This is a genomic window from Micromonospora sp. NPDC023644 (assembly GCF_040640115.1).
Lineage (GTDB): Bacteria > Actinomycetota > Actinomycetes > Mycobacteriales > Micromonosporaceae > Micromonospora.
On the sequence record NZ_JBFABA010000005.1, the window covers coordinates 102,637 to 128,071 of the forward strand.

19 protein-coding genes and 1 pseudogene are annotated in these 25,435 nt (G+C 73.2%); 7 read left to right on the plus strand and 13 right to left on the minus strand.

Annotated elements, in window-relative coordinates:
• Nucleotides 1-10: 10 nt before the first annotated feature.
• The 5 genes from AB0G08_RS06145 to AB0G08_RS06165 all read right to left on the minus strand — a co-directional run bounded on the left by AB0G08_RS06145 (nt 11) and on the right by AB0G08_RS06165 (nt 7,625).
• Nucleotides 11-2,827: a glycoside hydrolase family 38 C-terminal domain-containing protein gene (locus AB0G08_RS06145; RefSeq protein ID WP_358083857.1), complete on the minus strand. Its 2,817-nt coding sequence runs from the start codon at nt 2,825-2,827 to the stop codon at nt 11-13.
• The gene (locus AB0G08_RS06150; RefSeq protein WP_358083860.1) at nt 2,824-3,405 is read right to left on the minus strand and encodes an SIS domain-containing protein; all 582 of its coding nucleotides are present in this window, start codon (nt 3,403-3,405) and stop codon (nt 2,824-2,826) included. Before AB0G08_RS06150 ends, AB0G08_RS06145 begins: the two co-directional genes overlap by 4 nt.
• Nucleotides 3,398-4,438 (minus strand): ROK family protein, encoded by a 1,041-nt coding sequence (locus tag AB0G08_RS06155; protein WP_358083863.1) that lies wholly within the window; start codon nt 4,436-4,438, stop codon nt 3,398-3,400. The genes AB0G08_RS06150 and AB0G08_RS06155 overlap by 8 nt, the downstream gene beginning before the upstream one ends.
• A 219-nt stretch (nt 4,439-4,657) precedes the next feature.
• Complete coding sequence (locus AB0G08_RS06160; protein ID WP_358083866.1) at nt 4,658-5,704, minus strand: LacI family DNA-binding transcriptional regulator; 1,047 nt, start codon at nt 5,702-5,704, stop codon at nt 4,658-4,660.
• Nucleotides 5,705-5,726: 22 nt separating this feature from the next.
• Nucleotides 5,727-7,625, minus strand: coding sequence for an MBL fold metallo-hydrolase (locus AB0G08_RS06165; protein WP_358083869.1), 1,899 nt, complete (start codon nt 7,623-7,625; stop codon nt 5,727-5,729).
• Between the two features lie 103 nt (nt 7,626-7,728).
• Between AB0G08_RS06165 and AB0G08_RS06170 the strand changes: the two genes are divergently transcribed.
• Nucleotides 7,729-9,816: a protein O-GlcNAcase gene (locus AB0G08_RS06170; RefSeq protein WP_358083871.1), complete on the plus strand. Its 2,088-nt coding sequence runs from the start codon at nt 7,729-7,731 to the stop codon at nt 9,814-9,816.
• On the opposite strand, the gene AB0G08_RS06175 is transcribed toward AB0G08_RS06170, so the two are convergent.
• From AB0G08_RS06175 to AB0G08_RS06200, 6 genes are all read right to left on the minus strand, one after another.
• Nucleotides 9,772-11,310: an FAD-dependent oxidoreductase gene (locus AB0G08_RS06175; protein WP_358083874.1), complete on the minus strand. Its 1,539-nt coding sequence runs from the start codon at nt 11,308-11,310 to the stop codon at nt 9,772-9,774. The genes AB0G08_RS06170 and AB0G08_RS06175 overlap by 45 nt on opposite strands.
• Entirely contained in the window at nt 11,307-13,148 is a 1,842-nt protein-coding gene (locus AB0G08_RS06180; protein ID WP_358083877.1) for a hypothetical protein, read from the minus strand. Before AB0G08_RS06180 ends, AB0G08_RS06175 begins: the two co-directional genes overlap by 4 nt.
• Nucleotides 13,149-13,217: 69 nt before the next feature.
• Nucleotides 13,218-14,612 carry a GH1 family beta-glucosidase gene (locus tag AB0G08_RS06185; RefSeq protein WP_358083880.1) on the minus strand — a complete coding sequence of 465 codons (1,395 nt, stop codon included), beginning with the start codon at nt 14,610-14,612 and terminating at the stop codon, nt 13,218-13,220.
• Between the two features lie 29 nt (nt 14,613-14,641).
• Nucleotides 14,642-15,340 (minus strand): aspartate/glutamate racemase family protein, encoded by a 699-nt coding sequence (locus tag AB0G08_RS06190; RefSeq protein WP_358083883.1) that lies wholly within the window; start codon nt 15,338-15,340, stop codon nt 14,642-14,644.
• Nucleotides 15,325-16,230 carry a hypothetical protein gene (locus AB0G08_RS06195; protein ID WP_358083886.1) on the minus strand — a complete coding sequence of 302 codons (906 nt, stop codon included), beginning with the start codon at nt 16,228-16,230 and terminating at the stop codon, nt 15,325-15,327. Before AB0G08_RS06195 ends, AB0G08_RS06190 begins: the two co-directional genes overlap by 16 nt.
• Nucleotides 16,227-17,789, minus strand: a complete 1,563-nt coding sequence (locus AB0G08_RS06200) for an FGGY family carbohydrate kinase (RefSeq protein WP_358083889.1) — start codon at nt 17,787-17,789, stop codon at nt 16,227-16,229. Before AB0G08_RS06200 ends, AB0G08_RS06195 begins: the two co-directional genes overlap by 4 nt.
• Nucleotides 17,790-17,876: 87 nt before the next feature.
• Between AB0G08_RS06200 and AB0G08_RS06205 the strand changes: the two genes are divergently transcribed.
• Both AB0G08_RS06205 and otnK read left to right on the plus strand, forming a co-directional pair.
• Complete coding sequence (locus AB0G08_RS06205; RefSeq protein WP_358083892.1) at nt 17,877-18,704, plus strand: DeoR/GlpR family DNA-binding transcription regulator; 828 nt, start codon at nt 17,877-17,879, stop codon at nt 18,702-18,704.
• On the plus strand, nt 18,701-20,014 hold the full coding sequence (gene otnK, locus AB0G08_RS06210) for a 3-oxo-tetronate kinase (RefSeq protein WP_358083895.1): 1,314 nt from the start codon (nt 18,701-18,703) through the stop codon (nt 20,012-20,014). The genes AB0G08_RS06205 and otnK overlap by 4 nt, the downstream gene beginning before the upstream one ends.
• Nucleotides 20,015-20,155: 141 nt before the next feature.
• Here the strand turns inward: otnK and AB0G08_RS06215 are convergent, their stop codons facing one another.
• Nucleotides 20,156-21,313: a CapA family protein gene (locus tag AB0G08_RS06215; RefSeq protein WP_358083898.1), complete on the minus strand. Its 1,158-nt coding sequence runs from the start codon at nt 21,311-21,313 to the stop codon at nt 20,156-20,158.
• Nucleotides 21,314-21,558: 245 nt separating this feature from the next.
• Nucleotides 21,559-21,832: pseudogene (locus AB0G08_RS06220) on the minus strand (transposase family protein); the annotation flags it as partial.
• Between the two features lie 142 nt (nt 21,833-21,974).
• Between AB0G08_RS06220 and AB0G08_RS06225 the strand changes: the two are divergent.
• From AB0G08_RS06225 to AB0G08_RS06240, 4 genes are all read left to right on the plus strand, one after another.
• A complete protein-coding gene (locus tag AB0G08_RS06225; protein ID WP_358083901.1) occupies nt 21,975-22,334 on the plus strand; it encodes a hypothetical protein in 360 nt (119 codons plus the stop codon).
• Nucleotides 22,335-22,576: 242 nt separating this feature from the next.
• The gene (locus AB0G08_RS06230; protein ID WP_358083904.1) at nt 22,577-23,026 is read left to right on the plus strand and encodes a hypothetical protein; all 450 of its coding nucleotides are present in this window, start codon (nt 22,577-22,579) and stop codon (nt 23,024-23,026) included.
• 52 nt (nt 23,027-23,078) lie between these two features.
• Nucleotides 23,079-23,858 carry a transposase family protein gene (locus AB0G08_RS06235; protein ID WP_358083906.1) on the plus strand — a complete coding sequence of 260 codons (780 nt, stop codon included), beginning with the start codon at nt 23,079-23,081 and terminating at the stop codon, nt 23,856-23,858.
• 239 nt (nt 23,859-24,097) lie between these two features.
• Complete coding sequence (locus tag AB0G08_RS06240; protein ID WP_358083909.1) at nt 24,098-25,186, plus strand: hypothetical protein; 1,089 nt, start codon at nt 24,098-24,100, stop codon at nt 25,184-25,186.
• Nucleotides 25,187-25,435: the final 249 nt, after the last annotated feature.

Sequence of the window (25,435 nt, forward strand, 5' to 3'; positions counted from 1 at the left end):
GCGCCGGGGCTCAGCCGACCTCGCGGCGGCGCTGGTTCGGGGCCAGCCGCTCGGCCGGCATCGTCGCGTCGGAGGACTCGTGGTCGGGCTCGGTGCTGCGCCGCCCGCCCGGCGCCGCCGGCATCGTCGACTCCGTGACCGACCCGGGCGACGCCTCGGCGAGGTCCCACTCGATGAGGTCGACCTCCCGCACGGCGCCCCCGTCGACCGGCACCCGGAAGGTGCGGAGCTGACTGGGACCGAAGTCGGCCTCGACGACCCGCCCGAGCACCGGCAGGTCGATGCGGACCCGGGCCGGCCGGCCGGTGGTCTCCACCGCCCGGACGATCAGGTCCGGGGTCGGGCCGCCGTCCTCGTGGCCCTTCACCGCGGTCACCATCACCTGGTCACCGCCGTCCGACAGGTAGCTCTGCTCGGCCGGCAACGGACCCCGGTGGAAGCTCTCCAACATGGCCCGGACCGGCGCGCCCAGCTCGGCCGCCCGCCGGGCCAGGCCGGCCTGCCGCCAGTCGCCCCCGTGCGGCACGAGCAGGTAGCGGAAGGACTGGATCCCCTGGTCCTGGTACGAGTAGAACCCGTCCGGATCGAGCTGGCGCGGATCGTGCCAGGAGTAGACGGGACTGCGCACGGCCGTGATGCCGATGCTCGGGGTGTCCCCGCCGGGAGTGCCGGGCGAGACGTCGTACCCGTGCTTGGCGTTGTTGACCACCGCGAGCCCGGCGGGCCGGCCGCCCACCGTGCCGGTGACGTCCACCCACGACTGTGCGGGGTTCTCCCCGCCGTCGACCGGCTGCCCGATGGAGCCGAACGGGATCTCGTAGGTGGCGACCGGGTCGCTCACGGCCGTCGGGAAGCAGAGCTTGAGCAGGTGCGCCCGCTCCCGCCAGTCGAGGGTCACCCGGACCTCGACGTGGTCGTCGCGGTGCCCGAGGATGAACTCCTCCACCAGGGTGGAGCGGTTCCATTCCCGTTCCACCCGGAGCCGGGCGCGCAGCGGCCCCGCCTCGCGCAGGGTGACCCGGCTCGTCCGCATGGGCGTCCCGGGCCACCGGTACGAGACGACCCGGTGCCCCCAGGTGTCCGTCGGGTCCTGGCAGATCTGGGTGTGCTCGCCCCTGGCGTCGGCCACCAGGTCCACCCCGGTCCGCTTGTCGAGCAACCCGCGCAGCCACCCGGTCTCCGGGTCGATCTCCACCCGGAGCAGGTCGTTCTCCAGGACCGTGTCGGTGGCCCGCAGGCTGCCCGTGTGCCGCTCGCTGACCTGCGCGTCCGTCGGCGCGGCACCGGAGCGCAGCCGGTAGAGCCGGTAGCCAAGCGGCGGCAGCACCGCCTCGAACACCGTCGCCCCGCGTCCCTTGTCGTCCGTGGTGGCCACCGACTGGGTCCGCTGGGCGACCGTCACGCGGTCGTCGGCGTCCACCACGTGCACCCCGGTGGGCTGCGCGCCGTACTGGAGTTCCACCTGCGCCGTCACCGGCCAGGGATGGGGATTGAAGACCAGGACGGGCTGGGTGCCCTCGGCCAGCGGGATGTCGACGTGCCGGGCGATCACGTTGTGCGTACGCGTGACGATCCGCTTGGCGACCGCCACCGCCTCGCCGAGCTGGTCGCGGGCGTCGTCGTACGCGCTCTCGATGGCGGAGCCGGGCAGCACGTCGTGGAACTGGTTGAACAGGATCTGCCGCCAGGCCCGGCCGAGCTCGTCGGTGGGGTGGTCCAGCCCGAACAGCGTCGAGCCGATCACCGCCCACCGCTCCGCGGACAGGATCGCGGCCTGCGCGCGGCGCTGCCAGAGCTTGATCCCGGAATGCGCCGAGTAGCAGCCCGGGGCGTGCATCTGCAGGTCGTCCCGCCACACCGGGAGCTTCGCCAGCCCTTCGGCGCCCTGGTTCTTGGCGAACTCGTCGAAGTAGCGGGCCGGCGAGGAGATGACCATCCGGCCGAACGAGCCCATCCGGTCGTAGCGGTGGATGGACTCGATGTTGGCCCGGGTGGGCCCGCCGCCGTGGTTGCCGACGCCGAAGTAGATCATCATGTCGCCCAGGCCGTGGTCGAGCACGCCGAGCGACTTGTCGGTCTGCCCCGCCACGTCACCGGGCGGGCTGCAGTACTCGAACGGGATCCGGTAGGCGAGCACCCGGGAACCGTCGGGCGACTCCCACCAGAAGGCGGTGCCGGTGAGGCTGGACTCGTGCGGGCCGGGCCGCAGGAAGCAGTACGCGTGCATGCCCTGGCCGCGCAGGATCTGCGGCAGCATGCCGTGGTGCCCGAACGGGTCGACGTTCATGCCGACCGTGGCGGTGACCCCGAACTTCTCCTTGAGGTAGCGCTGGCCGTAGAGCCCCTGCCGGACGAACGACTCGCCCGAGGGCATGTTGCAGTCGGGCTCCACCCACCAGCCGCCGACCATCTGCCAGCGGCCCTCGGCGACCCGTTCCCTGATCCGGGCGAACAGCTCCGGGTCGGACTCCTCCACCCAGCTCAGCAGCACCACCTGGTTGCAGGTGAACACGAAGTCCGGATACTCCTCCATCCGGTGGATCGCCGACCAAAAGGTGGCCCGGGCCTCCTGGTAGCCCTCCTGCCACGGCCACAGCCAGACCGGATCGAGATGGGCGTTACCGATCATGTGCAGGGTGCGTTGCGGCGTCGCCGCCGGGCGGCGCGCGGGGTACAGGCCGGGCGGCTGGTCGCCGGAGGGAGCGTTGGCGACCGGCGCCGCCGGGTGCCCGGCGGGGGCCGGCGCCGCCGTCCGCTGCCGGGGCGGTTCCGCCGGTGCCTCCGGCAGCGGGATGCCGGCGTCGTCGCGGTGGTCGGGCTCGGTCACGCCGTGGGCTCCTCGCCGGCGGCCCACGCGTCGACCATCTCGCTGATCACGTGCAACATCAGGGTGTGCATCTCCTGGATCCGCTGGGTGCTCTTGCTGGGCACGAGCAGGGCGTGGTCGGCGTGGATCCGGGCCGGACCGCCGTCGCCGCCGGCGAACAGCACCGTCGTGGCGCCGTTGGCCTGCCCGGCGGCGAGGGCCGCCACGACGTTGGGGGACCGCCCTGAGGTGGTGAAGGCGATGACCACGTCGTCCGGGCGGGCGAGCGCGCGCACCTGGCGGGAGAAGACGTCCTCGTACGAGTAGTCGTTGGCGATGCAGGTCATCACGCTGGCGTCGGTGCTCAGTGTCACCGCGGGCAGTGGCCTGCGGTCGCGCTTGTAGTGGCCGATGAGTTCACCGGCGAGGTGCTGCGCGTCCGCGGCGCTACCACCGTTGCCGAGGGTGTAGACGACGCCGCCGCGGCTGAGCCGGTCGCAGACGAGGCTGCCCACCGCTCGGATGTCGTCGGTCAGCGTGGCGGTCGCCTCGGCGACGGCCACGTGGTCGCCCAGTTGGGTCTCCAACCAGTCAGACATGGGCTCGCTCCACTCGTAGGTCCTGGGCCAGCCCGCCGGCCAGAGCGGCCTCGTCGAGCAGGTCGTGGCCGATGGTTCCGGCGCCCACCACACAGACCAGGTCGCCGAGTTCGGCCAGGGCGACACGGGCGGCACGGGCGGCCGGCGCCATGGCCTCCCGCGCCACGAGGGCGCGGATCGGGTCGATCAGCATGGCCCCGGCCCGGGTGACCCCGCCGCCCAGCACCACCAGATCGGGTTCGAACACGTTCACGAGGTCGGTGACCGCCGCGCCGAGCAGGTCGACGGTCTCGGCCCACACCCGCACGGCGAGCGGGTCACCGGCGGCGGCCGCCGCCGAGACGTCCGCGGCGGTCAACGTGGGCAGCGCCGACATCGACGAGGCCGCGCCGCCGGCCAGTGCCTCACGGGCGCGCTGGGCGATCGACGTGCCCGAGGCGTACGCCTCGACGCAGCCGTGCCGTCCGCAGCCGCATTGCCGGCCGCCCCGGTGCACGGTCAGGTGCCCGAACTCTCCGCCGTTGCCCGCGGCGCCGCGGTGCAGGGTGCCGTTGACGATGGCGCCACCGCCGACCCCGGTCGAGACGGTCAGGTAGAGCATGGTGGCGGTGCCCCGGCCGGCGCCGAAGCGGTACTCGGCGACGGCGCCGACGGTCGCGTCGTTCTGCAGCGCGAACGGCACCCCGAACGCGTCCGCCGCGAGCGGCCCGATGGGCACGTCGGTCCAGCCGGGCAGGTGCGGTGGGGACAGCAGCCTGCCGGACGGGCCGTCCAACGGTCCGCCGCAGGCGATGCCCACCGCCTGGACGGGGCCGAGGCCGGCGAGTTCGACGGCGCGGCGGCCCATCTCGAAGAGCCGTCGTGTCACGACGCGCCAGCCGTCCTCCCGGCGGGTGGGCTCCACCACCAGGCCGTGGCAGGAGCCGTCGGCCGTCACCACGCCCACGGCCAGCTTCGTGCCGCCGATGTCGAGGGCCAGAACCGGGACCGGGCTGCCGACGGGCGGCAGGGCGAACGGGTCAGGGTCGGTCATAGGAGTCCTTTCGGTCGGCCCCGGGGGCTGGTGCGGCGGGATGCCCGCGGGGTCGCCGGCGCGGCCGTCGGAAGGGCGAGCGGTCTATGGGATCGATCCCAGACAGAGCCTATGAGTGAGCCCGGACGTCGTCAAGGGAGGGTGCCCGGGTGCGTGCCGGGCGGGTCACGGTGGCGCGGGCGTGCCGGTGCGGTCGGGCGCGAGGCGTCGCCGCCCTGGTCAGCGGGCGGGGGGCGGGGCCGTCGAGCCGCGGGAGGTGACCGTGGCCGAGAGCAGCACGGTGCGCACCGGCGCGAGCGGCGACTGGATGCGCTCGAAGAGTTGGGAGATGGCCGCCTCGCCGAGGGCCACCGGATCCTGGGCCACGGCGGTCACCCCGGGTTGGACCAGGCTCATCCACGAGACGTCGTCGAACGACACCAGGCTGAGCTGGTCCGGGATGGTCAGGTTGAGTTCGGTCGCGGCCCGCCACACGGCCTCGGCCAGGACGTTGTTGGCGGCGAACACGGCGGTCGGCGGCTCTGGCCGGCTGAGCAGTTTGTGTGCCTCGATGCGGGCGGCGTCCACGTCCCAGCCGGCGCTGACCACCAGCGAGTCGTCGAACGGCACGCCGGCCGCCGCGAACGCCGCCCGGTAGCCGGCGAGCCGGTCCCGGCCGGTCGTCCAGTGCATCTCGTCGATCACCATCGCGATGCGCCGGTGACCGAGGTCCAGCAGTTGCGAGGTGACCTGCCGGGCGGCACTGCTGTTGTCGACCATGACGGCGTCGCAGGCGCCCAGCGAGAACTGGCGGTCCACCTCCACCACCGGGATCCGCTGCCGCGCCAGGTAGGTGCTGATCTCCGCCGACACGGGGGTGACGATGACCCCGGCCACCCGCAGGGCCACGAACGCCTCGGCCGCCTCCGCCTCGACCTCCGGGGAGCCGCCGTCGTCGGCCAGCATCATCGTGTACTGCCGCTTGCGGGCCTGCTGACTGATGCCGGCCGCGAGCCCCGCGTAGAACGGGTTGTTCAGGTCCGACACCAGCACGCCGATCGACTGGCTGGCCTGCTGCCGCAGGTGTCGGGCGGTCGCGTCGGGCACGTAGCCGAGGCTGCGGGCGACCTCCCGGACCCGGTCCCGCACCGCCGGTGCGACGTAACCGCGACCGGTCAGCGCCCGGGAGGCGGTCGATCGGGACACCCCGGCCGTCTCGGCGACCTCCCGGATGGTAGGCCGACGTGCCGGAGGGAACCCGTCGGGCACCGTCAGCCCACTGTTCATTCGGCCACCTGTCCAGCTTCCGTCACGTCGACCCAGCTTCTGTCACGTCCACCAGCGCCTCCGCGTGCTGACCCAGGTGGAGATCGCCGATGCTCACATCGGCGGCCATCCGGGCCCGCCGCCGCGCCGGCCCTGTCATCGTCACCTCGACCTCGATCTCCCCCCGCCCGAGCGGGGGCAACGAGATCGCCGCGACGTCCGGCACAGCGACCCAGCCTACCGGCAGCACGAGACATACCACGGCTTTCTCGACGGAGGGTCGTGGGTTGCTCACGCTGACGACGAAGCGGGCGACCGTGCCAGTCTGCGCCCGCGAGTAGTACGGCGCAATTCGGGCGAGTACGCCGTCCTCGACGACCTCGCCCTCGTCCAGCGGCAGCAGGTCCCGGTGGATCCGGACGAGTTCGTCGCCCGCCTCGGTCAACAGCTCCAGGTAGTCGTCGGTGACCCACCGCGGCGACCAGTGCCCGGAGACCATCAGCCCCGGGCCGACCCGGCGGTACAGGTCGGCGCTCGCCCGGTAGTCGCCGATGCGGAAGCGGTTGCGGTACTGGTAGTTCAGGACCTCACGGGGGCCGCCCCGCACTCCCGCGCCGACCTGCTGGTCGCTGGTGACCAGGACGGTCACTCCGTCCACCACGAACTCGTACGCCGCCGCGTAGAGGGTGTGGCCGGGCAGCTCGTGGACCATGATCTCGTACTCGTGCCAGGTGAAGCTCTCGCCCAGCGGGAGCCGCCGGTCCACGGGGATCGGGTCGTACCAGGTGCACGGCAGGTCCTGGACCATGGGCTCCTCGAGGATCCCGGCCACGTTCTCCGGCGCCCAGATCTCGGTGCCCGCCACGTCCCGCAGCAGATTCATGCCGGCCACGTGGTCGTCGTGGTAGTGGGTCGGCAGGGCCACCTCGATCGACGTGACGCCGTGGTGGCGCCGCAGCGCCGGCAGGGAGGCCAGCCAGGGGCGGCGCGACGCCCGGTCGGTGCCCGAGGGCAGGCCGGTGGTCATGTCGTAGCCGTAGTCGATCACGAGTGCCGCGCCCGTCTGCGACAGCAGGACGTAGCTGCACGAGTTGCTGGTCCGGTTCAACAGCAGGTGCTCGGTGAGCGCGGTGAACGGGTTGTCCAGCCGGTCGCGCAGGTCCCAGGGGTACGGGCGGCGCGAGTCGACGTACTGGCCCATCCGGGTGGCGAGCAGGCCCAGGGCCGCCCGCGGCTCGTCCATCGCCTCGCCGTGCGAGGGCAGCAGCAGGTCGAGGTCGCGCTCCATGAGCTGGTAGCAGCTCAGCACCGTCATCGCCGGGCCCTCGTTGTCGGTGTACGACCACTGCGTGGCGGCCAGCGACCAGACCTTGCCGGGGGCGTAGATCAGGTCGCCGGTGAACGCGAGGCGACGGCCGTCGCGCTCGACGAGGTAGGTCACCGATCCGGTGGTGTGGCCGGGCGTGGGCAGCACCTCGACGGTGCTCCCGGCGTACGCGCGCCGCCGGTACTCGGGCACCACGTCGTGCACCGGTACCGACTCCAGCAGCGAGAACCTGTCCTGCCGCAGGTTGTAGTCGTTGTGGAGGGTGCGCGCCTGCCACATCCCCTCCACGTCGGCGAACAGGTCCCGCTCGACCGGCGGCACGTGGATCCGGATGCCCGCGGCCACCGCCAGCGGCAGGCCCTGACCCTGGTCGCGGTGATGGTGGGTCATCAGGACGTCGGTGATCCGGTCTATCCCCATCTCGGCCAGGTGGTCGAGCGCCAGACCGGAGCCGAAGTCGATGGCGAAGGCGGTGCGCGGGGCCGGGGCGGCGCCCTGGCCGGGCACGCCGCCCGGTCCCGCGGACCCTTCCGGCGAGCGCACCACGTAGACGTTGCAGGTGTCCCTTACCCGGAAGATGCCGGGCGCAATCTCCGATACGCGCGACGCGGTCATGTGCGGCATGGTATCGATCCCATAGCTCTTGGGGAAGATTCAGTTTTCGCACCAAGACAAGCGTTGGTTCATAAGGGAAGAGCCTGCTGATAACGTTCCCAGAATGTCGGCTTACATCCCGTCCCCGGCTGGTCAGCCGCCCCCCGCCCTGTCCACCCGCGGCACCGTCGAGGGTTTCTACGGGCCGCCCTGGTCGCACGCCGAGCGCCTGGCGCACCTGGAGTTCTCCGCCCGCATCGGCCTGAACGCGTACGTCTACGCCCCGAAGAACGACCCCTACCACCGGGCCCGCTGGCGGCACCGCTACCCGGCGCCCGACCTCGCCCGGCTCGCCGAGCTGGCGGAGACCGCCCGTGCGCTGGGCATCCGCTTCACGTACGCGATCAGCCCCGGCCTCTCGATGCGGTTCGCCGAGGAGGTGGACTACCGGGCGCTCGCCGAGAAGGCCGCCCAGTTGTACGACGCCGGAGTGACCTCGTTCGCCCTGTTCTTCGACGACGTACCGGCCGAACTGACCCGGCCCGAGGAGGTCGACCGCTGGCCCGGCGCCGGGGCGGCCGGCGCCGCGCACGGCGAGACGTGCACCCGGTTCGTGGCGGAGTTCCTCACGCCTCGCGGCATCCGGGAGCCGCTGCTGGTCTGCCCCACGGACTATGCCGGGGTCGAGGAGACCCCGTACCGCCGGCGGTTCGCCGCGACCGCCCCGCCCGACGTCACGGTGGCCTGGACCGGGCACGACATCGTGGTGGGCGAGATCAGCCGGTCGGACATCGACAGGGCCTCGGCCAGCTACCGGCGCCGCCTGGTGCTGTGGGACAACTTCCCGGTCAACGACTTCGAGCCGAGCCGGCTCTTCCTCGGTCCGCTCACCGGGCGTACCACCGAGCTGGCCGGCTCGCCGCTGGTCGGGGTGCTCACCAACCCGATGATCCAGGCCGTGCCGTCCCGGATCCCGTTGCTGTCGGTGGCCGACTGGGCCCGCGACCCGGACGGCTACGACCCGGCGACGTCGGCCCGGCGTGCGCTGGCCACGGTGGCCGGAGCCGGAGCGGAGCACCTGGCGCCGCTGATCCGGGTCTGCGACTCCTGGCCGCCGAGCGCCGAACCGGACGCCGAGCTGGTCCGGGCGGTGGGCGACACCCTCGCCGGGCGGCCGGGCGCCGCCGACGTGCTGACCGGGCGCCTCACCGGGTTGGCCCGGGCGTGCCGCGCGGCGACCGAGCCGGAACCGCTGGTGGCGGCCCTGCGCCCCTGGCTCGTCGCGGGCGCCGACATGGCGGCGGCGGGGCTGGCGGCCGTCCGCCTGCTGGACACCGCGACCACCGACGCGGGCGAGGAGACCCGGCGGGCCCTGGCGCGGGCCGAGAGCCACTACGCCGACGTCCTGCGCTCGGTCGTCCCGCCGTTCGTGCGGGAGGTACTGGACCGCACCGGTCAGGCGCAGCCGGGGCTGCCCGGACAGGCGGAGCGGGACGCCGACGGCCAGGCCGCGCGCGCCGACGGCCGGCCGGTGGCACTGCTGGTCACCGGCGAGCGCCGGACCGCCGGGGACGAGGCATTCACCGCGTTACTCGGCGAACGGGGATACGCGGTGCGCCGGCACCACGCGCCGGGCCCCGACGAGGTCGCGGCGGCGTCGCTCGTCGTCGTCACCCGGGGCGCCGACGGGCCGGCGATCGAGGCGGTCGCCCGCGCCGACGCACCGCTGCTGGCGTGGCACGGCCTCGTCCCGCTCGGGCTCGCCCGGCACAGCGAGGTGCTGCTCGCCCGCGACCGGGTGCGGATCGTGGACCCCGCCGACCCCGGCGCCGCCGGGCTCGACGACGTGGTCCCGGTCTACCGGGGACCGGCCAAGCTGACGGTGGCCGAGGTCGGGCCGGACGCACAGATCGTGGCGCTGGTCGTCGACGAGAACCGCCCGGCCCTGTTCCGCTACCCGCCAGGTGCCCGACTGCCGGACGGGACCAGCGCACCCGCGCCGCGCGTCGGCGTGTTCCTGGGAGCGGACGGCCTGGCGCCGTGGCTGATGACCGCCGAGGGGAGGGCGCTGGTCGTGGCCGCGCTGGACGCCTGCGCGGCCCGGAGCCGTCCCGTGTCCGCCGCGGGGGAACAGCCGGCCGCGGTCGCGGGCCGGCCGGGCGGGACGTCACAGCCCGAGAACCTGCCCCGCGTCCCGGAGGTGTCGCTGTAGCAGCTGGGTGTCCACCGACTGCACGGGACGGCCGTCGCGCAGCGCCAGCGTGGCGGCCAACCCGGCGGCGTGCCCCAGCATCTGGTACTGCACCTCCATCCGGATCGACGAGAACGCCACGTGCGAGGCGGAGACGCAGACGGGGACGAGGAGGTTCAGGCAGTCGGCGTAGCGGGGCACGAGCGCGCGGTACGGGATCGGGTACGGCGGCACCGGGACCGACAGGTAGCCCTCGGTGAACACCATCGCCACCGGCCGGGGATGCTCGGGCACCCACCGCCAGGTCCGCTGCACCTCCCGGACGTCCAGGTGGTACGAGCCCAGGGCGATGACGTCGTGCTGCGGCCGGGCACCGAGCAGGTCGTGCTCGGTGAGGACGTACTCACCGCGCATCCGGCGCGCCTCCCGGACGTAGAGCTGGTGCGGCAGGTGCCCGGTGTCGGGGAACTCGTCGGCCGGCAGGCCCCAGCGCCGCAGCTCCCGCCGTACGCCCGCCGGAACGGCCGGGTCGTGGGACAGGAACCAGAGCAGGTCCTGGGTGTGGTGCAGGTGGCGCAGCCGCAGTTCCTCCCGCCGCACGGGGTCGGCGTCGGGATACTCCCAGGCCGAGCCGTCGAGGACGTTGAGCGAGAACGGCCCGAGCGAGTTGCCGTCGCACTTGCCGTTCGGCAGGTTGGGCTCCAGCCCGAGCAGTGCCCCGGCCGCCGGCTCGAAACCCTGCCGGCGCCAGTGGTGGAACAGGCGGCGGCCGAGTTCCCAGTGGGCCTCGTCGTAGCCGTCGCGGCGGGAGAACGGGATCCGGTCGGCGTCGGTGGTGAGGCAGACCCGGTAGCCGTACGCCATGACGCCGCCGTCGCCCGTGCCGACCGGGGCGAGCGGGCCGGTACGCAGCTGCGGCAGCACGGGGCCCTCGCGGTGGCCCGCCGGGTCCTCCAGGAACGGGGAGATGAACGGCGGCATGGTGTGCCGGCCGGGCAGCAGCTCCTGGCGTCCCGCCCAGCGCTCCCCGTACGACGTGCGGTCCTCCCGGCCCACCGCGTACGGGACCCCGGCGAGCGCGAGGAGGTCGCCCTCGTAGCTCGCGTCGACGAAGACACCGCCGGCGAACGTCCGGCCGTCGCCGGTGCTCACCTCGACGATCCGGCCGTCCCGCAGCCGCGCCGAGCGCACCGCGCCGTCGGTGACCAGCCGGATCCTCGGGTGGTCGAGCCAGCGCTGGAAGATCGCCTCGGCGACCCGTGGCTCGGGGCCCGCGTAGCGGCCCACCGGCACGCCGTAGTGCTCCGCGACCTCCCGCCGGAACCGGGCAGCCGGGCCGCCCAGCACCCGCACGTCACCGACGTCCGTGTAGCCGAGTCCGCCGGAGGTCATCCCCCCGACGTGCCGGCCCGGTTCGAGGAGCAGGACGTCGGCGCCCGCGTCCGCGGCCGCCACGGCCGCGCACACGCCGGCCGAGGTGGCGGCGTACACCACCACCTCGGCCGCCGTGGTCACCCGACCTCCACCGGCCGGGGCGCGGTCGCCGCCGGAACACCGCCGGCCGCGGCCTGCCCGGCCCGGTAGTCCTGCCAGGTGCGGGCCACCAGGGCGAGGTCGTCCCCGGTCAGCTCCTCGGCGGAGCGGTCGATGCGTTCGGCGTAGTAGAGCGCCGGCACGCCGAGCCGGCGCTGCGCCTCGACGTACGCGCGCCACTCCGCCCGGTCCGCGATCGGCCACTGGTCGGTGTCGACGAGATGGCCGGGCATCGTCGCCGCGACCACGGCGTGCCGGAAGGCGAGCTGGTCGACGGCCGGGACGACCCCGCCGGCCGGATCGCGTTCGAGGATGTCGTTCAGGCGGATCATGTCGCAGACGTCACCGAAGCCGGGATGCGGCGTGTGGGTGACGACGAGAGCGTCCGGCTTGACCGCCTTCGCGGCCCGGTACAGCGTCTCCAGCATCCGGTGCAGCGCCGCGACGCCCCACGGGGCGTCGGCCGGGGCTCCCGGTCGCCGCAGCCCCCGGCCGGCCGGCGCGCGCTGGGTGAAGTCGATCTTGAAGCCGTCCGCGTCCAGGCCGTCCGGGCCGAGCAGCCTGGTCACGATCCCGGCCAGCCGGTCGAGGTACGCGGGGCTGCCGGGGTCGACGGCGACCGGCCGCCCGCCCGGGTCGGTCACGCATTCCGCCGCCGGCAGGCCGGTCGGGTCCCATGCCTTCCACCAGAGCAGCACCCGCTGGCCGGCGGCGTGCCGCTGGTCGATCCAGGACCGCAGGTCGGGCCAGCGGGCCGGGTCCGGCTCGGCGGTGCCGTACGCCAGCTGCCAGCGGTCGTCGATCACCACCGTGCCCGGGACGACGTCGTGTTCCGCGAGCCGGCCGAGCCAGCCGTCGTACCGGTCCTGACGGGCCAGGTCGAAGGCGATCGGCAGGCCGTCCGGCACCAGCGCCGGTCCGAGTTCCGAAAGGTGGTACGGGTACGACATCGGCTGGCCCGGGATGGGCGCGGCGGCGCACTGCGCGCCCCAGCCGCAGAAGATCGGCTCGGTCCACCAGCCGGCCCGGGGCGCGACCGGAGCGGCGGGCGCGAAGCGGCGCTGCACCAGATCCGCCCGGTACATCGCCAGCCCCTGCCACGGGTCGGCCGCCGGCCGGAGCACGACGGTGGGGCTCTCGAACGCCCCGTCGACGTGGGTGTGCCCGTCGTAGTCGAGCTCCAGCAGGAAGCCGCCGTCCAACGGGGCGTACCTCAGCTCGGTGAAGCGCAGGTCGGCGACGTGACCCAGCACTCCCGCGGTGAGCCAGCCACCACCGGGGACGTGCGTGGCGTGCGCGGCGGGTTCCCGCCCGAACGCCAGGAACAGCGGCGGCGGGGAGAAGACGCCGTGCAGCCGCCCGGCCGAGGCGTCGCCGACGATCCCGAGGGCGGCGCCGGCGGAGGCCGGCCGCACCACCTGGACCGGCTCGGTGGGGGTGGGGTTGAACACCGAGGCGAAGTCGGTCGAGGAGCGGAAGGTGCCGCACGCCCCGCTCGGCAGGATCGCCCGGCCGCCCAGCAGCCGGACGTCGCCGAGCGTGCCGGAGCCGGTGACGCCGACCGACGTCTCGATCCGGTCGGCGAAGCAGCGCAGCCGGACCGACTTGGTCGTCCACGCGGTGCTGCGGCAGGCCAGTTCCACCTCGACGACGTCCTCGCCGTCGTACTGCCCGGCGGAGACCACCGGCTCGTCGAAGTCGTACGACTCGTCCGCCAGGTCGGCCCGGTCCACCGAGGCCAGCAGGCTCAGCCGGGACCAGATCCGGCCGTCCGCGTCGGCCAGGACGGCGAGCCGCTGCGGGCCGCGTACCTGCAACACGTAGCCGGCAGCCGTGACGGTGTGGGTGCCGGGCCCAGAGGTGAGCTTGATGGGAGTTCTCCTTCGATGTCAGCCGAACGGCGGCACGGCGGGGCGGGTGTCGGGAAGCTGGCCGGTGGCGGCGATTTGGGCGTACACCCGGCCGGAGTCCTTCACGGTCAGCCGGCCGGAGGGGTAGTCCACGTGCACCAGGCCGAAGCGGGGGCGGTAGCCGAGCGCCCACTCGAAGTTGTCCAGCAGCGACCAGTGCAGGTAGCCCACCACCTCCGCGCCCGCGTCGACGGCCTGGCCCACCGCCCGCAGGTGGCCGAGCAGGAAGTCGATGCGCCGCTGGTCGTGCACCAGCCCGTCGTGGGTGGGGGTGTCGCCGTACACCGCCCCGTTCTCCGTGATCATCAGAGGCACCCCGGGGTGGTCGCGGTGCAACCGGATCAGCAGGTCACGGAGGCTGTCCGGGGCCACCTCCCAGCCCTCGTCGGTGCGGGTCACGTCACCGGAGGGACCCACCACCCGCCACGGGAAGGGCCGCCCGGGCCCGGCCTGCGCCGCGGCCATGACGCGGCGGGTGTAGTAGTTGACGCCCAGGAAGTCGCTGCGCCCGCCAATCAGCTCGGCGTCGCCGGGCCGGATGATGTCGTCGAGGCCGCCGCCCAGGGCCCGTTCGTAGTGCGCCCACATGTCGGCCGGGTAGCCGTTGCCGAGCAGGGGGTCGAGGTACCACCGGTTCACGTAGCCGTCCGATCCCCGGGCGGCGGCGAGGTCGGCCGGGTCGTCACTGGCCGGGTCGCACGGGAACAGGCTCAGCGCGCAGCCGACCCGTGCCCGTGGCGCGCGGGCGTGGATCACGTCGGCGCCCGCGCCGTGTCCGAGCAGGACGTGGTGACCGGCCGCGACCGACGAGCGCAGGTCCCGGATGCCGGGGGCGTGCAGGCCGAGCTGGTAGCCCAGCAGCGCGATGATCCACGGCTCGTTCTGGGTGATCCACCAGTGCACCCGGTCGCCGAGCCGGTCGGCCACCGCCGCCGCGAACTCGGCGAAGGCGTCCACGCTGGAGCGGCCCACCCAGCCGCCGTCGGCCATCAGTGCCTCCGGCATGTCCCAGTGGTTGAGCGTGAGGACCGGCGTCACGTCGCGGGCGAGCAGCGCGTCGACGAAGCGCTCGTAGTGGTCCAGGCCGCGCGGCTCGACCCGGCCGCGGCCCTGCGGCAGGATCCGGGACCAGGAGACCGAGAACCGGTACGCGCCCAGGCCGAGCCGGGCGACCAGCTCCACGTCGCGGTCCCACCGCCGGTACGAGTCGCAGGCCCGCGAGCCGTCGCCGCCGCCCTCGATGGTGCCCGGCCGCGCGGCGAAGGTGTCCCACACCGAGGGCCCCCGCCCGTCGGCGTCGAGGCTGCCCTCGATCTGGTACGCCGAGGTCGCCGCGCCCCAGAGGAAGCCGGGCGGGAAACTGTGTGTCGTCATCGGTCACTTTCCTCGGGAACGCTGCCGGATCAGTCCGGCCGGTCGGACAGGACACGCAACAGCGCGGCCACGCCGCCGTGCGGCGAACTGAGCACCGGCACCGGGACGTCGGCCAGCGCCGCGGCGCGGGCCATGGACGCCTGGGCCAGCACGACCACGTCCGCGCCGGCCGCGGCGCGGGCGACGGCCGCCGCGACGAGGCTGTCCACGCGCTCCCGGTCGCCGCGGTCCTGCGCCTCGGCGGCGTCCGCCACCAGCTCCGCGGTCACCTCCAGGGGCCGGCCGGCGCCGCGGGCCGCCCGCTCGACGAGCCGTCCGGTCGGCCCGAGCGTGGTCGGGAGGGTGGCGAGCACGTGGATCCGTCCCCGTGCCCCGGGTCCGGCGGCGACGGCAACGGCCTCGTCGGCCATCGCCGCGTCCACCCGGACGACCGGAACGCGCAGCCGCCCGGCCGCCGCCTCCGCCGCCTCGCCGATGGAGGAGCAGGTGACCAGGACGGCGTCGACCCCGACCGACTCCAGGTTGCGCAGGTGCGCGAGCACGGTGTCCCGGACGGCCGGCGTGACGCCCTCACGGCGTGCGGTGTCGAGCAGCCAGGCGTCCGCGACGTGGATCCGGCGAGGCTTCGCGGTCGAGGCGCGCAGGAGGTCGTCGAACGTCGCGGCCAGCGCGGGAACGGTGTGCAGCAGGCCGACCGTGCCCGCCTCGGCGGTCATGCCTTCCGCCACGGCGTCGCCTCCCGGTCGACCACCTCCACGAGCCGTTCGAGGCGGGGCACGGAGATCTCGGCCAGTGCCCGGTCCACGTCGGGGCGGCCCACCACGTCGCTCCACAGCGCCCGGCCGGCGAGGAAGCCGCTGGCGCCGCCCTGACACGCGGCCCGTACCGCGTTCAGGAAGTCGTCGCGGTGGACGCCCTGGGACAGCACCACCCAGGGTCCGGTGACGGCGGAGCCGAGGTCCTCGCACGCCCGCCGGAGTTCGTCGGTGCTGCCCCGGCCCTGCCGCGGCACCTGCGCCTTGTAGAGACTGGGACGCAGCGGGGAGAGTTCCCGGGCCGCCTCGAGGATCGCCGCGTCCTGGTCCCACCGGCCGGCGGACAGTTCCTCGGGGGTCGCCCGGACCACCGGCTCCAGCACCGAGAGCACGCCGCGCTCCGCGGCCAGGCCGATGAACCGCCGGGCCAGTTCGACGCGTTGCTCGCGGCGCGCGTCGCGGCGCCAGAGCAGCAACAGCTTGATCGCCCGTACGTCGGTGAGGTCGAACTGCGGCGCGGCGACCACCTCGTCGAGCCCGGTGTCCTCGACCGGTTGGCCGGGCTCCTGCTCGAGGGCGTCGGCCGCGAGGATCAGCCCGCACCCGGCGGGCAGCAGCCCGTCGCGGCGGATCTCATCGAGGCCGGTGGTCCGGTCGATGAGGAACCCGGACGCCAGCGGGCCGAGCGCGCGGGCCACCGCGGTCTTGAAGGCGACCATCCCGTCGTGGTCCGGCCGGCCGGCGCCCGCCTCGGCGAACATCGTCCGCAGGCTCTCCCGCTGGTCCATCGCCACCATCGCGAACCCGCCCGCGGGCCGCGCGATGGCGTCCAGCGTGGGTGTCGCTCTTTCCGATCCCGTCACCTGACCTCTTCTCCTCGCGAATCGTCGTCCGCCACCCCGACACGGGTCGCGGCCGTCACGAACCTGGCGAACGGCTCGTCGTAGTTCCGGCCCGCGCCCGCGACCGCCGGCCCGGGCCGCCAGGGCAGTGCCGGGGCCGCCGGCCCGGTCCGGTGCGCGCGGACGGCGGCGACGATCGCCGCGCCCGCGGCCACCGGCTCCGCCGCCGGCACCACCCGCAGCTCGCCGGGCAGGACGTGGGCCTTGACCCGGACCCAGGCGGGGTTGGCCGCGCCGGCCCCGCCGAACATGGTCACCGCCGGCTCCGGCGGCCCGCCGGCGAGCCGGGCCTGCTCGTGCAGCATCCACCGGGTCTGCAGGCAGAGCCCTTCGAACATCGCGCGGGCCAGCTCGGCCGGTGTGTGCGTGGGGCGCCGCCCGAGGATCCGCAGCCGGGCCCGGGGGTCGGGCGCCGGGGCCTGCCGCCCGGACAGGTACGGCAGGACGATCACGTCGGTGGGCCGGTCACCGGCGCCGAGCACCTGGGCCGAGAGTTCGGCAGCCGGCACGCCGTCCGACTCGTGGGTCAGCCACCAAGCGACGGTGGCCCCGGCGCTCGGCGAGCCGGCGAGGATCGCCCGATGTCGGCCGGCCACCGGGACGACCGTGCTCATCCCCGCCCGGGCCACCGCCACCGGGTCGGGGCAGCCGGCGACGACGGAGAGCACCGCCTCGGCCGTGCCGAGCGAGTCCGCGACGTCGCCCGGCTCCCGCACCCCGCAGGCGTACGCGCCGACGGCGTGGTCGTGGCCCGCCACCACCACCGGTGTCCCGGCCCGCAGCCCGGCGCCCACGAAGGCCGGGTCCCGGACGGTGGCGGCGAACGTGTCCGGCGGCACGACGGGCGGCAGCTGTTCCGGCCGCAGGCCCACCTCGGCCAGCAGGTCGGTGTCGAAGGCCGCCGGCACCGGCTGGCCGAGTTCGGGCAGCCGGTACGCCATGGTCCGCCCGGCCAGCGTGTGGTCGGTCGTCAGGCGGCCGGTGAGCAGCAGGCAGGCGAGGTCCGCCGCGCCCGCCCAGGAGGCCATGGCCCGCCACTCGGTTGGCCGGTTGGCCCGCAGCCACGCCCAGTTGGCCAGCGGGACCTTGGCGCTGGGCCGTACCCCCGTCGCCCGGACGAGGTGCGCCCAGCCGAGCCGGCGCGACAGCTCGTCCGCCTCGGTCCCGGCCCGGTGGCCGTCCCAGCGCAGCCAGGGACCGAGCGGCGTGCCGGTCGCGTCGAGCGGCACGCCGGTCTCGGCCATCGAGGCGATGCCCACGGCGTCCGGCGCCGGCGACCCGTCCAGCACCTGGCGGAGCAGGCCGACCAGCACGGGCCCCACCGAGTCGGGCGGGGGAGTGGGGGCGGTGGCGACGGCGCGTACCCGGACGGCGGAGCCGTCGATCGCCACCAGGGCCACCTTGGTGTTGGTGGTCCCCACGTCGATGCCCACGCTCAGGCAGGCCCCGCCCGAGGGACCGCGCCGCGTCTCCCGCGGGCCGGCCTCGGCCGCGTCGGCTGGACGCGTGGCGCCATTCACCGGGCCATTCTGTTCGGTTCCGAACGAACGGGTCAAGGTCGATGTTCGACGATTGACAAAGTGGGGGAGTCGCACTTGGATGGACCGGTGCGCTACACGCAGGCCCCCGAGCGGCGTCGCGAACTCCTGCGTCGGGTGGCCGAAGCCGGCTACGTCTCCTCGACCGATGCCGCGGCCGAGCTGGGCGTTTCGGAGATGACCATCCGCCGTGACCTGCGGCAGTTGGCCGTCCAGGGGCTGGTCAACCGGGTCGCCGGCGGCGCGAGCGCCCCCGTGCCCGCGTCCGGGGCACCGTTCGAACAGCGCCGGGGCGCCGCGACGGCGGAGAAGGAGGCTGTCGCCCGGGCCGCCGTGCCGCTCGTACCGGCGGGCGTGGTGGTGGCCCTCGACGCCGGCACCACGGTCGCGGCCCTCGCGGCCCTGCTGCCCGGTGGCCTCACCGTCGTCACGCACTCGGTGCCGGTGATCCTGGCGTGCACCGGCCGCGAGGACCTCGAACTGATCTCCCTCGGCGGCGCCTACCACCGCGCGACCCGCTCCTTCACCGGGCCGATCACCCGTACCAGCCTGGAGGACCTGGCGGTGGACGTGGCCGTGCTCTCCGCGACGGCGGCCGGGCCGACGGGCGTCTACTCCGCGAACGCCGCGGACGCCGAGATCAAGCGGGCGATGGCCCGCATCGCCCGCCGGGTGGTCCTGCTGCTCGACCACGGCAAGCTGTCGGCGCACGCCCCGATGCGGTTCCTGGACCTGGCGGCGGTGGACACGGTCGTCGTCGACGCGGGGGCGGACGCCAACCAGCTCGGGCTGCTGCGGGGGGCCTGCCGGGAGGTGGTGGTCGCGCCGCTGGACGTCGGGACGACCGGCCCGGCGACCCGGCCGGCAGCGGGCGCGACCCCGGCGGTCACCCGGTGACCGGGCCCTGGCTCGGCGTCGTGGCGGACGACCTCACCGGGGCCTGCGACCTCGCGGACGCGGTGAGCGAGGCGGGCGGGTCGGCGGTCGTGGTGGTGGGTCACCCCACGGCGCCGCCGCCCGCCTGCGACTGCGTGGTCGTGGCGCTGAAGTCCCGGACCGCGCCGGGCGACCAGGCCGTCGCGGAGTCACTCGCCGCGGCGCGGTGGCTGCTCGACGCCGGCTGCACCACGCTCTATCAGAAGTACTGCTCGACGTTCGACTCCACCGACGAGGGCAACATCGGCCCGGTGGCGGACGCCCTGGCCGACCTGGTCGGGGGCGCCGACACCATCGCCGTGGGCACGCCGGCCACGCCGCGCGTGGGCCGCACGGTCTATCAGGGGCACCTCTTCGTCGGCAGGCGGCTGCTGTCCGAGTCGCCGCTGCGGGACCACCCGCTCACCCCCATGCGCGACCCCGACCTCGTGCGGGTGCTCTCCCGCCAGGCCGAGGGCAGGGTCGCGCTCGTCGACTGGGGCACGGTCGCCGCCGGCCCGGCCGCCGTGACCGCCGCGGTGGAATCGGCCCGCAGGGACGGCGCCCGGCACGTGATCGTCGACGCCCTCGCCGACGGCGACCTGGACACGCTGGCGACGGCGCTGCTGGCGACACCGGGATCCGAGCGACTGGTGGGCGGCGCCGCCGGGCTGGCGGCCGCGCTGGCGCGGGTGTCCAACACGGCGGCGGGGTCCCCGGCGGCGGGCGCCGGTCCGGGCGGCGTGGTCGCCGCGCGGGCCGTCCCGGTGGTGCCGGAGGGCCGGCGGTTGATCCTCTCCGGCAGCTGCTCCGCGCGTACCCGTGAACAGGTGGACGGGTTCTCCGGGCCCCGGGTCACCCTGTCCCCGGTCGACCTCGACACCGGTTTCCCGGCCACGGTGGACGCCGTGGCCGCCGCCGTGGCCCGGGCGTACCGGGACACGGCCGGGCCCGTCCTGGTCACCTCCTCGGCCGATCCGGAACAGGTCGCGCGCTACGAGTCCCGGCTCGGCCCCGGGCGAGCCGCCGCGCTGCTGGAGGCGGCGACCGCGCACATCGCCCGCCGCGCCGTGGACACCCTCGGCGTCCGCCGCCTGCTGGTGGCCGGCGGTGAGACGTCGGGGGCGGTGGTCCGGGCGCTCGGTCTCGGCACGCTGCGGGTGGGACCGGCGGCCGGCCCCGGCCTGCCGTGGATGGTCCCCGAGGGCGGCCCGGCGCTCGCCCTGTTGCTCAAGTCGGGCAACTTCGGTGACCCGGACCTGTTCGACACCGCCTGGCGGTGCTGTCCCTGATGGCCGGTCGCGGTCGTCGCGTTCGGCGAACGCCGGCCACGGGCCCGTCGGCGGGGGCCCTCCGCGCGCCGGCATCGCGTCCGCTCCCGGGCGGCCGCCGTGCCTCCGGCGCCGGCTGCGACGCTCAGAGAATGGGGAGTTCTAGTGAGGCATCCGTAGCCCGGCGGAGGAGGCACCCCGCAGGTCGACGTATCCGTTGATCCGCTGTGCGATCGCGGCGTAACGCGTCCGTTGAAGGGCGGGCACCAGTGGGTCACTCATGGCGGCGGTCAGGTCGACGACCCGCGCCCTCGGTCGGTACTCCATCCAGGTCGGCAGCACGGTCACGCTTGTGACCTCCCACCGACCGGACGGGGTGCGGGTGAAGGTGAACTCAGGCACCACCGCGTCCTGGGTATTCTCCGCCGAGCCGTCACCGAACCGGGTCGTCAGGTTTCCCATGCCGTAGGCGACCCACTTCGCGCCGATCTTCTCGAAGGGCTGTACCACGTGCGCATGGTGGCCGACGATCAGGTCGATGTCGGGCGAGGCCAGCAGCCGGTTCGCGAGGTCGACCTGATCGGCGTTCGGTTCGTTCTGGTACTCCGTACCCCAGTGCATCGACAGGATGACGATCTGCGCGCCGGCAAAGCGGGCCCGCCGCGCTTCGGCGAGGATGGCGTCCGCGTCGATCAGGTTGGCCGCCCATGGCCGTTCGGGTGGCAGTGGGATGTCGTTGAAGCTCAAGGTGTACGACAGTTGCCCGACCTTCACGCCGTCCACGTCCATGACGTTCGGGCGTTGGCGCTCCGCCGCCGTGCGGGCCGTGCCGGTGTGCCGCAGGCCCACCCGGTCGAGGTTGTCGAGAGTACGGGTGATGCCCTCGACCCCGGTGTCCAGAGAGTGGTTGGAGGCGGTGGAACAGGTGTCGAATCCTGCCCATGCGGCGGCGTCGGCGAGGGCGGGGGGCACGCTGAAGTTCGGCCAGCCGGTGAACGGACCGCTGGGCTCGGCCAGGGGCGTCTCCATGTGACAGATGGCCAGGTCGGCGGCGCCCACGCGGGCGCGGACCGCGGCGAGCACCTGGGTGAAGTCGTGCCCGTCACGTCCTGCTCGGCGTGCGTCGGCGGCTGCCTGCTCGGTGAGCGCGGGGTGTACGAGCAGATCACCGGCTGCCACCACGGTGAGGGTGGTTCGGGGGCCGGGGGCGGTGGCGGCAGAGGAACTGGGCGGCCCGCTTGTCGTCTCCCTCTCCGGCGCGTCGCAGCCGCACGCCAGAGCAGCGATCATGAGCACTACCAGAGCCGGCATCGTCCGCATATCTGCACATGATGCCGATGCTCCGCGCGCAGCGTGGGAAAAGACGAAAACCCCAGAGTGCGGAGACCAGCGGCGATCGATCGGCGGGGAAGGACGCCGTCGTGGGCGCCGGTGTCGAGGTGAGCCAGCCACCAGGGGCTGCTCGGGGGTGCGCGTGATGAGGTCCTCGACCAGGCGTGCTCGTAGGCGGCGGTGACGGCGTCGGCCCAGCCAGGCGAAGACACAGGCGTACACCTCCGACCTGCCCGGCGCACTGCGGCGGAGAGATCGTCAGCGCAGGCGGCGAGCAGGTCGACGGCTTCGCGCAGGTACCGCCACGGTGGTGACCGCACTTCGAAGCCGGCGGTGAGGCGGGTGAGGGTGTCGCCGTTGCGTAGGTGGGCCAGGGCCATCAGGGCCTGCCGCTGCGCGGGCAGCCTGCGCCAGCGTGCGCCCAGAATGCGGCGCCGGTGACGGATCAACTCGGTCAGGCGGGTCAGGCTGCGTGGACAGCGGGATGCTGGCAGGACAGGTCAGCAACAAAGCTCCCGTACTGGGCGGTTGTTCTTGGTCGGCTGCTGTCCTATTGGGAGCTTCGTTCGATCTGGAGCGGCGACACGCCGTCGCGCTCCCTGATCAGGCGCCCTCCATCACGATGAGCTGTTCGCCCGTAGTCTGAGGCATGCTCGAAGCCGGCAGCCGCACGCGTAGCCAGCCACCCCCACCGGCCATCGTCTTCGATGCCCTCACCGAGCATGACCGAGACCCGGCGCGTCCCTGGCTGCGGCTGCTCGACGACGAGCAATCCCCGCAGATCCTGCACGCGGAGCACTCACGCCTGGTCGTCTGGTCGTCACTATGGCCCAGGCGCCCCGACGCTCAGGTGCGTTTCGACCTGGTGCCCGACGGCGCACAAGGCACGCAGCTGCGCTGGACGCTGTTGGTCGTCGAGCCCTTGCCCGACCCGTCGCTGCTGGGGCACCTACGCAAGCGGCTCAACGAACTGATCAACGCGAACCTACGCTCCACATTCGGCCAGTAGGCAGACCACGGCTCTGGTGGACACCAGCCAACAACCGGCGCACCACGATGAAAACTGCTCAACGACTCCTCACGACGTGGACCGGCGCCTGCCTCACCTGCGACCAACCCGGAAACCGTTGCACCGCAACAACGCCACCGAACCTAACAAGGCACTACTAAGGGATGTCCCGCAACTGACCTGAACGCGGCGATGAGGTCTTGCCGGGAAGGCGAGGTCGTGCAGTCGCGGAGAATCAGGCCATGAGCAAAGAGGCAAGACGCGCTGTGGTGGCTGCGCTGATCGAGCTCGCGGGAAGCCCCGACTTCCAGGATCGGGCTGACGCGGGCCGAAGTCTGGCGAGTTTCGCAGAGGATCCCGCTGCCCGCAGAAGGTTGTTGGGCCTCGTGCTGGACACCGAGGACACGTTCGTTACGCGCGTGACGGCGGTGGCATTGCTTCGCCGTCAGGATGCGGCCGGACTGAGGGTGGTCGCCTCAGCGCTCGCGGGGGCCGACTCCAACCACGCTGATTGGATTCACACAGCGGTGCTCGATGTGTTCATGGTGTTCGGCCGCGATCGCGACGCCGCCGTGCGTGAGTGTGAGATGTTGATCCATGACCCGGATGATCACGTTCGCGACGGCGCCGCGCAGTTGATCGATGCGCTCGCCGTGATCGATCCGGTTCTTCTCCCGCCAGGAGACGGCTGAGGGCCACGCAGCCCGGGCTGGTCCGCTCCAGACGGTGTTCCATCATCGATGAGTGCAGGTGTTGTCGGCCGTCCGTCATGAGTTGATCCACCCGTTCACCGGGCTAAGTCCGGCGCAGTTCCGTCGGCTGGTACGCCTGGTCGCGCGACGCGGCGGTGATGACATCGCCGGTGGCCGTCCGGGTCGGCCGTGGGCTCTTGACCTGGCGGACCGCGTCCTGTTGGTGGCCGTGTACTGGCGTACGAACTTGACCATGCGTCAACTCGGGCCGTTGTTCGGGGTGTCTCACTCGGCAGTCCATCGGGTCCTCGACACCGTCGGACCGCTACTGGCCCTGGCGCCGGTACGTCGCCAGCCGAAGGACCATGTCGCGATCGTGGACGGCACCCTGATCCCGACGCGCGACCACCGCCTCGCGGCACCGAGCAAGAACTACCGCTACTCGGCCAATCTGCAGGTCGCCATCGACGCGAACACTCAGCTGGTCATCGCCCTTGGCGACCCCCGGCCCGGCAACCGTAACGACACCATCGTCTACCGCAGCAGCGGCATCAGCGACCGGCTCGCCGGCCTCGCGGTGATGGCCGACGGCGCCTACCGCGGCAATCCGGAGGTGATAATCCCGTACCGCAAACCCGCCGATGGCAGCGAACTGTCCTCCTGGAAAGAGGACTACAACGCCGGGCACCGCAAGATCCGGGCACGGGTCGAGCACTGCCTGGCCCGCCTGAAGACCTACAAAGTCCTCCGCGACTACCGCCGCGCCGGCTCTACCCTCGCGGTCACCGCCGCCGGAATCGCTCACCTACACAACATCGCCCTGGCCGGCTGATTCAGCCGGCTACGGGCAACGTCGGCACCGAGTTACGAGACATCGCTTAGGCGGCATGGTGAAACGACGTCAAGGAAGGCGATCGGGAACTGCACCGGAACGACAGCACGCCTCCTTCGTGCAGGATGTGCGGCAGCCGCTGTTGCGCGAGCCCCGGGTCGGTGACTGTGCGAGCGCTTGAACGGTAGTGTTCGCGATCGGCGTTGACAGTGGCCCTACGTGGTGGGAGGTGGAGTGGCATGGCCACGCTGCATCGAGTGGATCTACCCGGGCTGGTCGGTGATGAGCCCTTGGGCTTTCTCGCTGCTATCGGATTGATGAGCCAGCTGCTGGAGAATAGCTATCTGCACTGGGATCCAACGGACCGGCATGCGATCCTACATTGTCGCAGCTACTCCAGCGTTGCAGACCTCGCCGCCTTGCTATGTAGACGGTTGGACGAAATCAAGCCGGGCCAGGCGATCCCGTTCAGCGCCGGCTTTCCCGTGCGCAGGCGGCGCGGAGCACCCGACCCTTTGCGTGTCCGCCCTGCCGAGTACCGCAGGCTGCTCGACCGCGTCCACCGATCCTCCGGTGGGGCTTCTTGGCTCCAGGCGACGGTAACCGACCGAGCCACCGACACCGACGGCTTCTGTCTGGTGAACCCTCTCGTAGCCGTCCGCAGCAAGCAGACCATCGGTAGCTTCTGGTACTACCCCATGCTCGAAGTACGGCAGGATCCGAAGCGGCTGATCACCGAGGCGCTCACCGGCTGGCGTCGGGTCGAGGGCTCGGATGGATGGCTGCTGGACCACCATGCGACCTATTCCACCGATCCTGGCCTGCGCGGCCCGGGCGGCAGCATGGCAGTTCCCGGAGCCACCTGGTTGGCGACCTTGGCAATCAGTGAGTTCGGGTACCGCCGCCGCAACGGGGTGGACACTGGACCGGCGTTGCCGTCCGGCTGGTTTCGCATTGACAACCGAGACGTCTTTCTGTGGCCGCTGTGGACAGTCCCCGCCGGTGCCAACACCCTGAAAGCGGTGTGGAACGTGGGATGGGGTTACGACGGCTGGGAAATCACGTCAGCGGGCGACGGCAGACTAGAGGTCCGGATCAGCAAGACGCACGGCGTGTCCGCCCCAAACTCGATTGACCACAACGTTGACCTCGGCATCTTCACGATGTGCGCCGCTGCCCGACCATCAGGTGCTGCCCTGACCCCGGTCCCTATCCGTACCCTCCACAGACCGACCGGCAACCTGGACAGGGAATACCCGGCGTGGAAAGGCTGGGACTCGAAGTACTCGGACGTCGGCGAGTATCCGGGCAGATACGGCTGGGGATAGCCGAGCAATGGTGCATCCGATGCGGCCGTGGCGCCTGCTTCGGAACCGGGACTTCGTCACGTCAGTCGTCGCGTGGCCGGCTCGCCATCGATGGGTGATTGCAGGAAGACGTCCGCTCGTTCATCCGGCTCTTCACAGCGGCCGCGGGGGGGGGGGCGGGCGCGCGGGGCCCCCCCCCCCCCGCCCCGCGGGGGCGGGGGCCCCCGCAGGGGACCCCGCGGGCTTTGCGGGCGGGGGGCGGGCCACGGC

Coding starts and splice junctions, on each gene's coding strand:
- AB0G08_RS06150 (WP_358083860.1), bottom strand. CDS start 3,405: ATGTCTGACTGGTTGGAGACCCAACTGGGCGACCACGTGGCCGTCGCC.
- AB0G08_RS06185 (WP_358083880.1), bottom strand. CDS start 14,612: ATGACGACACACAGTTTCCCGCCCGGCTTCCTCTGGGGCGCGGCGACC.
- AB0G08_RS06240 (WP_358083909.1), top strand. CDS start 24,098: ATGGCCACGCTGCATCGAGTGGATCTACCCGGGCTGGTCGGTGATGAG.
- AB0G08_RS06160 (WP_358083866.1), bottom strand. CDS start 5,704: ATGAACAGTGGGCTGACGGTGCCCGACGGGTTCCCTCCGGCACGTCGG.
- AB0G08_RS06155 (WP_358083863.1), bottom strand. CDS start 4,438: ATGACCGACCCTGACCCGTTCGCCCTGCCGCCCGTCGGCAGCCCGGTC.
- AB0G08_RS06170 (WP_358083871.1), top strand. CDS start 7,729: ATGTCGGCTTACATCCCGTCCCCGGCTGGTCAGCCGCCCCCCGCCCTG.
- AB0G08_RS06225 (WP_358083901.1), top strand. CDS start 21,975: ATGCTCGAAGCCGGCAGCCGCACGCGTAGCCAGCCACCCCCACCGGCC.
- AB0G08_RS06165 (WP_358083869.1), bottom strand. CDS start 7,625: ATGACCGCGTCGCGCGTATCGGAGATTGCGCCCGGCATCTTCCGGGTA.
- AB0G08_RS06215 (WP_358083898.1), bottom strand. CDS start 21,313: ATGCGGACGATGCCGGCTCTGGTAGTGCTCATGATCGCTGCTCTGGCG.
- AB0G08_RS06230 (WP_358083904.1), top strand. CDS start 22,577: ATGAGCAAAGAGGCAAGACGCGCTGTGGTGGCTGCGCTGATCGAGCTC.